The organism is Nakamurella aerolata (genome assembly GCF_013002705.1).
In the GTDB taxonomy this organism is placed as follows: domain Bacteria; phylum Actinomycetota; class Actinomycetes; order Mycobacteriales; family Nakamurellaceae; genus Nakamurella; species Nakamurella aerolata.
In genome coordinates, this window is sequence record NZ_JABEND010000006.1 from 177930 (window position 1) to 191022 (window position 13093).

At 71.0% G+C, this 13093-nt stretch carries 7 protein-coding genes and 1 tRNA gene; 7 read left to right on the forward strand and 1 reads right to left on the reverse strand.

Translation table 11 applies throughout. The features are described 5' to 3' along the window. Positions 1-22 precede the first annotated feature (22 nt). A tRNA-Leu gene (locus tag HKD39_RS12005) sits at positions 23-108 on the reverse strand. Between the two features lie 617 nt (positions 109-725). Here HKD39_RS12005 and HKD39_RS12010 point away from each other — a divergent pair. From HKD39_RS12010 to HKD39_RS12040, 7 genes are all read left to right on the forward strand, one after another. Next, positions 726-3371 (forward strand): diguanylate cyclase domain-containing protein, encoded by a 2646-nt coding sequence (locus HKD39_RS12010; RefSeq protein ID WP_171200114.1) that lies wholly within the window; start codon positions 726-728, stop codon positions 3369-3371. A gap of 610 nt (positions 3372-3981) precedes the next feature. Further along, positions 3982-5604, forward strand: coding sequence for an FhaA domain-containing protein (locus tag HKD39_RS12015; protein WP_171200190.1), 1623 nt, complete (start codon positions 3982-3984; stop codon positions 5602-5604). A gap of 100 nt (positions 5605-5704) precedes the next feature. Next, entirely contained in the window at positions 5705-6187 is a 483-nt protein-coding gene (locus HKD39_RS12020; protein ID WP_171200115.1) for an FHA domain-containing protein FhaB/FipA, read from the forward strand. 76 nt (positions 6188-6263) lie between these two features. Continuing rightward, positions 6264-8483, forward strand: coding sequence for a PP2C family protein-serine/threonine phosphatase (locus HKD39_RS20790; RefSeq protein WP_212754482.1), 2220 nt, complete (start codon positions 6264-6266; stop codon positions 8481-8483). Next, entirely contained in the window at positions 8480-10081 is a 1602-nt protein-coding gene (locus HKD39_RS12030; RefSeq protein WP_343074693.1) for an FtsW/RodA/SpoVE family cell cycle protein, read from the forward strand. The genes HKD39_RS20790 and HKD39_RS12030 overlap by 4 nt, the downstream gene beginning before the upstream one ends. Further along, positions 10078-11598 (forward strand): peptidoglycan D,D-transpeptidase FtsI family protein, encoded by a 1521-nt coding sequence (locus HKD39_RS12035; RefSeq protein WP_246232517.1) that lies wholly within the window; start codon positions 10078-10080, stop codon positions 11596-11598. Before HKD39_RS12030 ends, HKD39_RS12035 begins: the two co-directional genes overlap by 4 nt. Positions 11599-11836: 238 nt before the next feature. Next, on the forward strand, positions 11837-12913 hold the full coding sequence (locus tag HKD39_RS12040; protein WP_171200116.1) for a serine/threonine-protein kinase: 1077 nt from the start codon (positions 11837-11839) through the stop codon (positions 12911-12913). The last annotated feature ends 180 nt before the right edge of the window (positions 12914-13093 follow it).

A 13093-nucleotide genomic window follows, 5' to 3' on the forward strand; every position in this document is an offset into this window, starting at 1 on the left:
CAGTTCTTTCGTGAACCACCCTTGGTGGGCAAGGGGGGAGTTGAACCCCCACGTCCTTTCGGACACACGGACCTGAACCGTGCGCGTCTGCCATTTCGCCACTTGCCCTGGCGCGGACCAGATTATCACGCACCGCACCGCCGAAAATCCGCCCACCGAGCGGCTGCCAACCTGGCCCTGGCTGCCTGCCGACCCGGATCCGGCCGGACTCCGGCTGGCCCGACCAGGCACCGGGCCAACGCCGAGTCCGCGGCGACATGGGGCGGTGGCGACATGGGGCGATGGCGGCAGGAGGCGGTGGGGACGGGGTCCAGCGCGAAATTCAGCACCAGCAGCAGAAGTGAGCCAGAAGCCGGCCGAACCGGCCGACAACAGCCCGCTCCTGTCGCTGGTGCTGAAAACCCGGCGGCCACCGCGACCCGGGGCACCGTGCGTCGCCATCGACACAGCGACAATTGCGACAAGAAGGACCGACCGCCCAGGCTCCACGGAGTGCACCGGCGGTGAACCGATGGACGACCCGCCGACGTATCCCAGCTGTCGACGACCGATGGTGACAGGTCACGAAATCGTGCACGATCACCCAGAACCCGCGGATTCCGCGTGATGACAACGCAAAATCGACGTCATAAGGAGGACTGGCCCGGAGCAGGGCGCCACAGGAAAGGTCTAAGGGCACGGTTCCGCCACTGCCGGGCGGGAGAAGGGCCAGTTGGGGAGCAACGGTGGGATGGCTTGCGGTCGCCCTCGCGGGCGCGGCGGTGGTAGCCGTCAATGGCGCCTACCTGCGCAGCTTTCGGCGTGCCCTGGCGTCCGGCGGGCTGTCCGACATTCCCGCGGCCAGCTACTGGTGGGTCGGGCACGCGCAGTTCCTGACCGGCATGTTCGCCGCTGGGCTGTCCCGCGCCATGCTGGTGGGCACCCCGTGGCTGCAGGGTGTCGGAGCGTTGGTCGCGCTGGTGGGCTGGGCGCTGATCATCTCGGCGCAGTTCCCGAACTGGCGGGCGCTGATGCTGGACGCGATCGTGTCGGCGTCCTGCCTGGTGCTGGTCGCGCTGACGCTGCTGATGCTGGTGTCGGACGTGCAGATCCGTACCCGCGAGGCGGTCGATCTGTTCACCGTCGCCGCCACCTTGACGTTCTGGTACCTGACGCTGCGCATGCGGCACACCACCCGGCTGCCGGAGCCGGCGCAGACCACCTGGATCGTCCAGCAGGCCTGCCTGGTGCTGACCTGGGTGCTGTTCGCCACCCGGTCGATCAACGATCTTGCGGTGGTCCGGCCGCTGGCGCTGGCCATGTTGACCGTCACGCTCGGGGTGAACCTGCTGTTCGGGGTGTTGGTGACGCTGCAGCCCTTCCACGTGCCGAACCGCCGGTACGCGCTGGCGCAGTTGCCCCGCTACAACTACCTGCTGGTGTCGCTGGCGGCGGTGCTCAGCTTCGCCGCCGTCGGCCGGGATCCGGACAACGGCCGGGTGGCGCTGTACACGCTGTGGTTCTTCGCGGCCGGCAGCGTGATCCTGCGGCAGCTGGTGACCCTGCAGGAGGTGCGCGAGTTGGCCGCCAGCGCCCGCCGCCAGGAGGCCTACTTCCGGCGGTTGGTGCACAACTCGTCCGACGTGATCATGCTGACCGACGGCGGCAACGCGGTCCGCTACGTCAGCCCGACCGCCCGCACCGTGCTCGGCAACGACGTGCCGCTGGGCACTCCGCTGGCCGAGGTTCTGGACATCGATCCGGCCCGGATCGCTGACGCCGCAGGCAGTTTGAGCCGCAATCCGGCCAGCCGGGAGACCGTGGTGCGGGTGGACGGCCGGCGCGCCGGCCGGGTGCTCGAGGCACTGATCGCGCTGGCCGGCCCGGACGAGAGCGGCGAGTTGACCGGCGGCGAACAGAACCCGTTTCTGATCGTCACCATCCGCGACGTCACCGAACGGGAGGCGCTGCGCGAGCAGCTGCAGTACCTGGCCTACAACGACCAGCTCACCGGGCTGCCCAACCGGGCCAGCGTGCTGGAACAGATCCGGCAGCTGCTGGCGCAGCCCGACCCGCTGTTCAGCGTGCTGTTCGTCGACCTCGACCGCTTCAAGCAGGTCAACGACTTGGCCGGGCACGCCGTCGGCGACGAGGTGTTGGCCGAAGTGGCGCGCCGGTTGCAGGATGCCCTGCGCGGCACCGACGCCTTCCTCGGGCGGCTGGCCGGTGACGAGTTCGTCGCGGTGATCCGCGGCGCCGCGGCCGTGTCCGAGAGCACCCGCAGGATCAGTGAGCGGCTGGTCACCTCGCTGGACCCGCCGGTGATGGCCGCCGGCAGCGGCTACCAGCTCGGCGCCACCATCGGCATCGCGCAGTCCAACGCCGACCTCACGCCGGAGCAACTGCTGGAGCTGGCCGACGTCGCGATGTACCGCGCCAAGCGTTCCAACGTGTCGCTGCGGGTGTATCAGCACTCCGGCGCCGAGCTGAACCTGCACCAGCGGCTCACCGCGGCGCTGGACGACGGTCGGCTGCGGCTGTTCGTGGCACCGGCCGTGGTGTTGAACCCGGTGCCGTGGCAGGACGGATCGCCGCCGGACGCATCCCGGCTGGACGGATCGCCGCTGGACGCATCGCCGCGTCATGCGGCAGCCGTTCCGGCGCCGCCGGACGCATCGGGACTCGACCGGCTCCGATTTGATGCAGCCGGGCTCGGGACTGCGCCGGGCGGGCCGCCCGAGGGGCACCGGGTCCCGACCGAGACAGTGCTCTATTGGGTCGACGAGGACGGCGAACTCCGGATCGCCAACGGCGCTCAGCACGAGCTGCAGCGCGACCTGGGCGAGCGGATCAGCTGGTGGACGCTGGAGCAGACCGTGCAGCTGTTGGCGGCTGTCCCCGGCATCGAGGCGCTCTGCGTCGACATGGCCGGTCAGCTGCCGCTGCAGAGCGGCTTCGTCGACCGGGTCCGCGGCCTGCTGGACGAGCATGAGGTGGCGCCGTCCCGGCTGCACCTTGAGCTCAGCGAGCAGCATTGGCGCTCGGCGCAACCGGCCGCGCTGCACCGGCTGCAGGCGCTGGCCGACGACGGGGTGGCGCTGGTGATCGACCGGTTCGGCGGCGGTTACGCCTCGCTGCTGTACCTGCTGCAGCAGCCGGTGCGTGGGATGAAGGTGAGCCATCAGCTGATCCAGACCGTCGATCTGCAGCGCTCCGCATCGGTGGCGCTGCTGCGCGGGCTGGTGGTGGCCGCCGCCGACCGCGGCATCTGGGTGGACGCCGACGGAGTCAGCAACGAGTTCCAGCATCTGGCGCTGGCCGAAGCCGGGCTGCGCCGCGGGCAGGGGCCGTTCTACGGCGAGCCGCAGCCGGCCACCACGCTGCTGCGCTGACCGCTGTTCTGCGATTCTGCCGTTCTGCCGTTGTGCGGTTCTGCCGTTGTGCCGTTGTGCCGTTGTGCCGCTCTGAACTGGGCTTTGACCGAATGCCGCGGCACTACCATCGACGTCTGGTCCGAAGGGCACCTACTCGCCCGGCCGGTCCTGCTCGGCGCCCGACCGTGCCGGATGACACAAGCCGTACGCGAGGAATTGTGCAGCGCCGCGCATCCTCCGGCCGGCCTCGTGCGTCCAGGTGTACCGGGCGAGGACGTGCTTGCGGCGGGCAAAGCGCCGAAAGTGGCTTCTCGTCGCGCATCTTCCGCGGCGCGCCGCGGAGGATGCGCGACGAGAAGCCACTTTCGGTCATTTCAGCCGGCGGTCGGCGTCGCGGACGGCGGTACCCGCACCAGGTTGAGCGGACAAATCGGTGGCGGGGACACTGGAACGGCACCACTGCACGGGTCGAGCATGGACACTGGTAGCCACCCGGTGGCTGGGGGTGGCAACTTCCTGGGCACCGCCCGGGTCAAAGAACAGAGCAACGACGGCTCAGCAACGAGCACAAGCAACGAGCCACAAGCACAGGTAACGAGCAACAAGGGACAACAGGGAGGTGACGTCGATGGGAGTGCTGCAGAACTTCGAGCAGCGCCTGCATCGGGTGGTCGACGGCACCTTCGCCCGGGTCTTCGGCGGCAACGTCCACCCCGGCGAGGTGACCGATGCCCTGCAGCACGAGGCTGCCGGGCACCTGCAACGGCAGGGTGACAAGACCGTCGCGCCGAACCATTTCGTGGTGCGGATGGGACCATCGGACAGCTCGCAGATCGGCGACGACACCCGGCGCGTGTCCCAAGCGCTGGCCGGGACGGTGGGCCAGTATCTGGTACAGCAGGGCTGGCACACCTTCGGCGACGTGCAGGTGACGTTGGAGGAGTCGGCGTCGCTGCACACCGGGCAGTTCCGGATCTCCTCGGCGGTCGATCCTGATGTCGGAAGGACACAGGCAGCCCCGCCCCCCTCGGATTCGACAGGAGTGCGACAGATGAGTCAGAGCGCCGACGGCCCGCAGGGCCAGCAGCCAGCGCGGGGCGGGGCCAGCCCGGCCGACCAGCAGGGTCAGGACGGCTACGGCGACTACGGCCGGGCCGGGGACGACAACCAGCACGGCTACGACAACCAGCACGGCTACGGCAGCCCGTACGGACCCGGCGGTCAGTACGGACCGGACGGGCCCGGCTACCAGCCCAGCGGCTACGGCCAGCAGGGTCAGGGCGGCTACGGTCAGGACCAGCAGGGCGGCTACCCCGAATATCAGCAGAGCCAGGGCGGCTACCCGGATTACCAGCAGGGCCAGGGCGGCTACGGCCAGGAGCAGCAGGGCTACCAGCAGGGTTACCAACAACAAGGCGGCTACCCGGATTACCAGCAGGGCCAGGCCGGCTACGGCCAGGACCAACAGGGCTACCAGCAGGGCGGCTACCCCGATTACCAGCAGGGCCAGAGCGGCTATGGCCAAGAGCAGCAGGGTTACCAACAACAGGGCGGGTATCCCGATTACCAGCAGGGCCAGGCCGGCTACGGCCAGGACCAGCAGGGTTATCAGCAGGATCAGCAGGGCTACCAGCAGGGCGGCTACCAGCCCGATCAGCAGGGCTACGGCGCCGGTGGCGGGTATCCCGGCGCTCCCGGCGGCTACGGCGCCCCTGGCGGGTACGACCAGGGCTATCAGCCGCAGGCCGAGTACGGGCAGCCCCAGCAGGGCGGCTACCAGCAGGGTCAGCAGGACTACGGCCAGGGCGGCTACCAGCAACAGGACTACCAGCAACAGGGCTACGGACAGCAGGGCTACGGCCAGGACTACCAGCAGCAGGATTACGGCCAGCAGGGCGGCTACCAGCAGCAGGGTCAGCAGGACTACGGCCAATCCGGTTACGCCCCGGCGCAGCCCGAGCAGGACGTCACCGCCACCCTCACCGTCGACGACGGTTCCCAGCGCAGCTACCAGCTGCAGCGCGGCTCCAACATCGTCGGGCGCGGGCAGGACGCAGCGTTCCGGCTGCCGGACACCTCGGTGTCCCGCCGGCACATCGACATCTACTTCGACGGGCAGACCGCGGTGATGCACGACCTCGGCTCCACCAACGGCTCCACCGTCAACGGCAGCTCGGTGCAGACCTGGCAGCTGGCCGAGGGCGACGTGATCCGCATCGGGCACTCCACGGTGGTGTTCCATCTGGCCTGACGCCCGCCGCCCCAGCGGAGCCCCCGCGAGAACCCCCTAGTCAACCCGCGGTCAACCGACCAGCCACCAGGCACCGAGAGAAGAACGGCGCAGCGCAACCATGCCGGCATTGATCTTGCAGCTCACCCGAGTGGGGCTGCTCATTCTCTTGTGCCTGTTCGTCTGGGCGGCGATCCGGGTGATCAGGGCCGATCTGCGGGCCGCCGCCACTCCGGTACCTGCGGGCGGCGGCGACCGTCCGGCCAGGGGCGCGCGGGCGGGCGGAGCGGCGGTGGCGTCGTCGGGACCGCTGCCGCCGACCATGCTGGTGGTGACCGCCGGGGCGCTGGCCGGTACCCGGCTGCGGCTCGGTGACGGGCCCATCCTGATCGGCCGCGCCGACGACTCGACGCTGGTGCTGGACGACGACTACGTCTCGTCCCGGCACGCCCGGCTGGTCAAGGAGGCCAACGGCTACTACCTGGAAGATCTTGGCTCCACCAACGGCACCTACCTCGACCGCGCCAGGATCACCTCACCGGTGGCAGTGCCCACCGGTACCCCGATCCGCATCGGCCGCACCGTGATCGAGCTGCGCCCATGACCGTTTCCCTCCGCCCCGCACCGACGCTGCGGCCGGCGCCGGAGAGCCGGCCGGCCGCGCGCCGGTGTCGATGCCCATGACGCATCGCCTGCACTTCGCCGCCCGCAGCGACCGTGGTCTGCTGCGGGCCAACAACCAGGACTCGGTCTACGCCGGCGACCGGCTGCTGATCGTCGCCGACGGCATGGGCGGTCACGCCGCCGGTGACCTGGCGTCCCGGGTGGTGGTGGCCGCGTTCGCGCCGCTGGACGCGCGACCGCCCGGCGAAGATCTGCTGGCACCGCTGCGCCGCGCCATCTACGACGGCAACGACGCGATCGCCGAGCTGGTCGAGTCCGATCCCGAGCTGGACGGCATGGGCACCACCTGCACCGCGCTGCTGTTCGACGGCGACCGGGTCGGCATCGCGCACGTCGGCGACTCCCGCTGCTACCTGTACCGCGACAACCGGCTGCAGCAGCTCTCGCACGACGACACCTTCGTGCAGTCGCTGGTCGACGAGGGTCGCATCACCGAAGAAGAGGCCAGCCACCACCCGCAGCGGAACCTGCTGCTGCGCGCGCTGAACGGCACCGACGCCGAACCGTGGCTCAGCACCAGGTCGATCAGCGTCGGCGACCGCTACCTGATCTGTTCGGACGGGTTGAGTTCGGTGGTCGGCGCCGAGGCCATCGCCGACGCGTTGGCCGGCACCGACCCGGATTCCGCCGCCGATCAGCTGGTGGAGCTGGCGCTGGTGGCCGGCGGTCCCGACAACGTCACCGTTGTGGTCGCCGACGTCACCCAGGTCGGCGAGCGGGCCCGCGCCGGGGCGGACGCCGATCCGGCGGAGACCGATCTGGACGCCACCGGCCCGATCCAGCCGATCCACGTCACCCAGCGGATGCCGCGGGTGCCGCTGCCGCCGATCCCCGAGGAGCCGGGCAGCCGTCCCGACTACCTGACCGATGACGACACAGCCACCGGTGCTTCGGGCTCGGGCGGCGGTGGGCGCGGTGGCAGTGGGCGCGGTGGCGGTGGCCGGTCCGGGGGCGCCGCCGGCGTCGATCCCGATCGCGCCGACGCTGCCGACTTCGATGAGCTCGATGGGTTCGATCCCGACGTCGATGGTCCCGACTTTGATCCCGATGACGACCCGGACGCCGATGGCCGCGTCGGTGCCGGCGGTCAGGGCGGTGCCCGCCGGTCCGGCGCGGGCGCCAGCGGCGAGCGGCGCGGCACCGCGCGGGGCACCGGTTCACCGGTTCCGGCCCGGCGTCGGCCGGTCTCGGCGGCGCCGCGGTCCAGCCGCTGGTACCGCAGGTCGGCGTTGGCCGTCGGGATCCTTGCGCTGGTCGGCGTCATCATCGGCGCGGTGGTGGGCTGGACCCGCACCCAGTACTACGTCGGGCTGGCCGGCGACCGGGTGGTGGTCTACCGCGGCGTCGACGGATCCATCTTCGGCATCAAGCTGGCGTCGGAGGAGGAGGACTCCTGCGCGGTCGGGCTGGGCGAATCCAGCGCCTCCGGCGTCACCGCGACCGGCCAGGTGCAGGCCACCGGCGCGCCGGACAACTGTGTGCCGCTGCGCGCCGACGACCTGGTGCAGGCCGCCCGCGACCAGCTCAGCGGCGGCATCCCGGCCGGCGATCTGACCGCCGCCCGCACCGTGATGACGCAGCTCGGCGGCGAACTGCTGCCGATCTGCCCGCCACCGGCGCCACCGACGTCCGGCAGCAGCGCCGCCAGCTCCGCCACCGGCGTGCCGTCCCGCACCGTCGGACGGCCGTCACCGGAACCGACCCGCGGCGCCAACCCGGCCCGGCCGGCACCCGGACCGACCGACCGCACCGACGTCCGGCCGGGCAGCCCGGCCAGCGGCACCGCGGGCCAGACCGGCGCCCGGAGCAACCCGACCGCCGGCACTCCGGCGGCCGGCACCGCTCGGCCGACGGCGCGCGGCACCGCCGCCGTCGCGTCCCGTCCTGCCGACCAACTCCGGGTCAACGACGAGCCGCTGAACGCCGCGGCCAGCGCCGTGCTGACGCCGGGCGCGGATGGCGCCGACCGCACCGGCGGCGCCGCACCGGCCAGTGCCGCCCCTGCCGCGCCTGCTTCGGGAGCCGCGCCTGCGTCCGGAGCCGCGCCTGCTTCCGGAGCCGCATCGGCGTCCGGAGCGGCACCGACGTCCGTAGCGGACCCGGCCGCATCGGTGCCCGCCGAATCCGGGGCGGCGCCGACGCCCGGTTCCGCTCGGGTCGGCGCGTCCGCTCTTGACGCCGCCGTCGCCAATGGCAACTGCCGGGTGGTGAAGTGAAGCAACGCACCGGACGGGCCGCCGAGATCGGCCTGTTGACCTTCGCCGCCGTCATCGTCTCGTGCGCGCTGATCATCGTGGAGCTGAACCAGGACCAGCAGCTGAGCTGGGACCTGGCGTGGTACGGCGGCGGCTACCTGCTGGCGCTGCTGATCACCCACCTGCTGGTGCGTTGGCTGGCGCCGTACGCCGACCCGGTACTGATGCCGGTGGCCGCGCTGCTGAACGGGCTGGGCCTGGTGATGATCCACCGACTCGACCTGGCCGACGTCGCCAGGGCCAAGGCGGGCGGCGATCCCACCGGGGCGCTGGAGGCGCCGCTGCAGCTGATGTGGACGGCGGTGGCGCTCGGCCTTTTCCTGCTGGTGCTGCTGGTGGTCAGGGACCACACCAAACTGCAGAACTACGCCTACACCCTGGCGCTGGCCGGTGTTGTGTTCCTGGCGATCCCGGCGATCCTGCCGGCCAGGTACTCGGCGGTGAACGGCGCCAAGATCTGGATCAAGATCCCCGGGCTGTTCTCCATCCAGCCGTCCGAGTTCGCCAAGATCGCCTTGATCATCTTCTGCGCGGCGTTCCTGTCCAGCCGGGTCGGGGTGCTCGGGCAGGCCGGCAAACGCTTCCTCGGCCTGACGCTGCCGCGGATGCGCGACCTCGGTCCGCTGGCGCTGGTGCTGGTGATCGCGCTGGGCATCCTGGTGCGCGGCAACGATCTCGGCACCTCGCTGCTGCTGTTCGGCATCGTGCTGGTGATGCTGTACCTGGCGACGTCGCGGATCAGCTGGGTCATCATCTGTCTGCTCGCGTTCGGTGCCGGGTGCGTGCTGATGTATCAGCTGTTCCCGCACTTCAAGGTGCGGGTGGACATCTGGCTGCACCCGTTCGCCGATCCGTCCGGCAGCTCGTACCAGCTGGTGCAGTCGCTGTTCGGGCTGGGCACCGGCGGCATCTTCGGCACCGGGCTCGGCGCCGGCCGACCCGATCTGGTGCCGTTCGCCTCCACCGACTTCATCACCGCCGCGTTCGGCGAGGAGCTCGGCCTTGTCGGCCTGACGGTGATCATCGTGCTGTACATGCTGCTCACCAGCCGCGGCATCCGCACCGGCATCGCCGCCCGCGACAAGTTCGGGGCGTTGCTGGCCGGCGGGCTGGCCTTCTCGATCGCGCTGCAGGTGTTCATCATCGTCGGCGGTGTCACCCGGCTGATCCCGCTGACCGGGCTGACAACGCCGTTCCTGTCGTACGGCGGGTCGTCGCTGCTGGCCAACTACATGATTCTGGCGTTGCTGGTGCGGATCTCGGACTCGTCGCGGCGGCCACCGCCGCCGCCACCCGTGCTGGGCGCGTCCAGCGCCGACGATGCGGCCGGTGCTGGTGGCACTGGTGGCCCGGGCGGAAGCGGGCCGGACGGGTCCGGGCCGGGCAGTTCCGGCGAGACCGGCCGGGTGCGGTTGGGCAAGCCGCAGCAACTCGGCGAGGTGCACACCCAGATGCTGACCGTGCCGGGCCGCCGCGGACGTGACGGCGGGCAGGCAAGTGCTGGCAAAGGGAAGGACGCGGGTCGCGGGACGGGTAACGGAAGGGGCAGCGAGCGATGAGCCGGCCGTTGGGATCGCTGCAGCGGCCGCTGCGCAAGATCGGCACCGCGATGCTGGTGCTGTTGTGCCTGCTGCTGGTCAACCTGGCGTACACCCAGGTGATCAAGGCGTCCGACTACTCGTCCAACCCGCTGAACCGGCGCACCCAGCTGGCCGATTTCAACCGGCAGCGCGGGCAGATCAGCGCCGCCGGCGGCGTGGTGCTGGCCTCCAGCGTCCCGTCCGACGATCAGTTCAGGTACCAGCGCAGCTACCCGCGCGGCGCGGCGTTCGCCAACCTCACCGGCTACCTGTCGCTGCGCTACGGCAAGACCGGGCTGGAATCCAGCCAGAACGCGTTGCTGTCCGGTGACGACCCCGAGCTGACCGTGACCAACCTGTCCGACCTGGTCACCGGGCGCGATCCGCGCGGCGCCAACGTCGAGCTGACCGTTGTGCCCAAGCTGCAGCAGGTGGCCTACGACCAGCTGGCGTCCAAGAACCTCACCGGCGCCGTGGTGGCGCTGCAGCCGAAGACCGGGGCGGTGCTGGCGATGGTGACCAGCCCGTCGTTCAATCCGAACCCGCTGGCCAGTCACTCCACCGACACCCAGCGGGAGGCCTACAACAAGCTCCGTGAGGCACTCACCACCACCGCGCCCGACCCGACGGTGAACCGGGCCATCGAGTCGGTGTACCCGCCGGGGTCGACCTTCAAGTTGGTGGTGTCGGCGGCCGCGCTGCAGAACGGGTTCACCCCGAACAGCGCCGTCACCGGCGTCAACCGGATCACCCTGCCCGGCACCGGCGGCGCCACGCTGTCCAACTACGGCGGCGAGACCTGCGCTAACCGCGGCGGCAGCGACGTGACGCTGACCCAGGCGCTCGCCCACTCCTGCAACACCGCGTTCGCCGAGGTCGCGATGAAGGTCGGCGCGGCGAAGCTGAAGGAGCAGGCGGCGTCGTTCGGGGTCGGCGAGTCGGCCAGCATCGCCGGGCTGCCCGGCGCGGCGTCCAGGGTCGGCGACATGCCCGACCAGGCCGCCGTCGCCCAGTCCGGCATCGGCCAGCGTGACGTGGCGTTCAGCCCGATGCAGAACGCCGAGGTGGTCGCCAGCATCGCCAACGCCGGGCAGCGGATGCAGCCGTACCTGGTGTCGCGGGTGACCAAACCGGACCTGTCGCTGCTGTCGTCCACCGAGCCGACGTCAATGGGCCAGGCGGTGCCCACCGAGATCGCCGGGCAGATCCGCGACATGATGCGGGAGTCCGAGAAGAGCCTGCAATCCTCCCTCGGGCAGCAGCAGTTCGCGCAGTACGACATCGCCTCCAAGACCGGCACCGCCGAACACGGCAGCAACCCGAAGACCACCCCGCCGCACGCCTGGTACGTCGCGTTCGCGCCGGCCACCGACCCGCAGATCGCGGTGGCGGTTTTCGTCGCCAACGGCGGCGACCGCGGGCTCTCGGCCACCGGCGCCAGCGTCGCCGGGCCGGTGGGGCACGCCGTCATCGCCGCAGCACTGGGGGGTGGATGATCGTGCCCGACGCCCGTCGCAACGCTCTGACCTGCACCGATGCCGCGCGTTTCGCGCGAGCTGACGGCTGGTCGCGCGCGCCTCTGGCAATGCTCCGTCTCGCGGAGCACCGTCAAAGCCCCGCGCGCATCGGCCCCGCTCCGGCAATGCTCCGCCTCGCGGAGCACCGTCTGAGCCCCGCGCGAGCGGGTGCCACCGAACGCCATAGGTGGCCGCTGCACGGTGCGGAGGTGACGGCATGGCACTGACCCCTGGACTGCTGCTGTCCGATCGGTACCGGCTCACCTCGCGGATCGCCGAGGGCGGGATGGGCGAGGTGTGGCGCGCCGAGGACCAGCGGCTGGCGCGCACCGTCGCGGTGAAGATCCTCAAGTCCGAGCTCACCTCCGACCCCGAGTTCGTCGACCGGTTCCGCACCGAGGCCAGGATCACCGCGGCGCTCAACCATCCCGGTATCGCCGCGGTGTACGACTACGGCGAGGTCGCCTCCATCGCCGGCGGCCCCGAGGACACCGCGTTCCTGGTGATGGAGTTGGTGAGCGGCGAACCGCTCAGCGCGGTGCTGGCCCGGCAGCCGCGGATCGCCGTCCCCCGGGTGCTCGACGTCATCGAGCAGACCGGCAGGGCACTGCAGGTGGCGCACAACCACCAGCTGGTGCACCGCGACATCAAGCCGGGCAACCTGATGGTGACCCCGGCCGGTCAGGTCAAGATCACCGACTTCGGCATCGCCAAGGTCGCCTTCCAGGTTCCGATCACCAAGGGCGGCATGGTGATGGGCACCGCGCAGTATCTGTCGCCGGAGCAGGCCGCCGGGCACGAGGCGGTGCCCGCCTCCGACGTGTACGCGCTGGGCGTTGTGGCCTACGAATGCCTGGCCGGTAAGCGCCCGTTCAACGCCGAGACGCCGATCGCCGTTGCCATGCAGCAGGTCAACAACCCGCCGCCGCCGTTGCCCGCGGACATTCCCCCGCCGGTGACGGACCTGGTGATGCGGATGCTCGCCAAAGACCCGCAGCAGCGCTTCGACGACGGCGCCTCGCTGGCCACCGCCGTCTCGGCGGTCCGGGCCGGGCGCGGCATGGCGGCCCCGGCCCAGCACGGCGCCCCCACGCTGCACGCCACCCAGGCCGCCGAGGCGGCGGTCGCGGTGCGCGAGGCGCAGCAGCGCGCGGGCGCCGGCTACTCGGCGATCGACGTCCTGGTCGCCCCGAAACCGCAGCGGCACTCGGCGGTGAGCTGGCTGCTCACCCTGCTGATCGTCGCGCTCGCCGCCCTGGCGATGCTGCTGCTGGCCACCCAGCCCTGGAATTGAGGTGCGGAATCAGATGTCCGACCAGACCAAGCACCGGACCACCGCTTGTGCCCGTCCCGCCTTCCGCGCGCCAGTACGCTACGACCGGACGTGCAGCGGCGGCACGGCGTCGGTTGGCTGCACCATCAGGATGTTCGCCCCGACCGCGTCATCCGCCCTGACCGCCGCAGCTAGGTACCG

What these genes read in the sequence shown, in the direction of transcription:
- HKD39_RS12015 (WP_171200190.1), top strand. Translation starts at nt 3,982, where the DNA reads ATGGGAGTGCTGCAGAACTTCGAGCAGCGCCTGCATCGGGTGGTCGAC.
- HKD39_RS12020 (WP_171200115.1), top strand. Translation starts at nt 5,705, where the DNA reads ATGCCGGCATTGATCTTGCAGCTCACCCGAGTGGGGCTGCTCATTCTC.
- HKD39_RS20790 (WP_212754482.1), top strand. Translation starts at nt 6,264, where the DNA reads ATGACGCATCGCCTGCACTTCGCCGCCCGCAGCGACCGTGGTCTGCTG.
- HKD39_RS12035 (WP_246232517.1), top strand. Translation starts at nt 10,078, where the DNA reads ATGAGCCGGCCGTTGGGATCGCTGCAGCGGCCGCTGCGCAAGATCGGC.
- HKD39_RS12040 (WP_171200116.1), top strand. Translation starts at nt 11,837, where the DNA reads ATGGCACTGACCCCTGGACTGCTGCTGTCCGATCGGTACCGGCTCACC.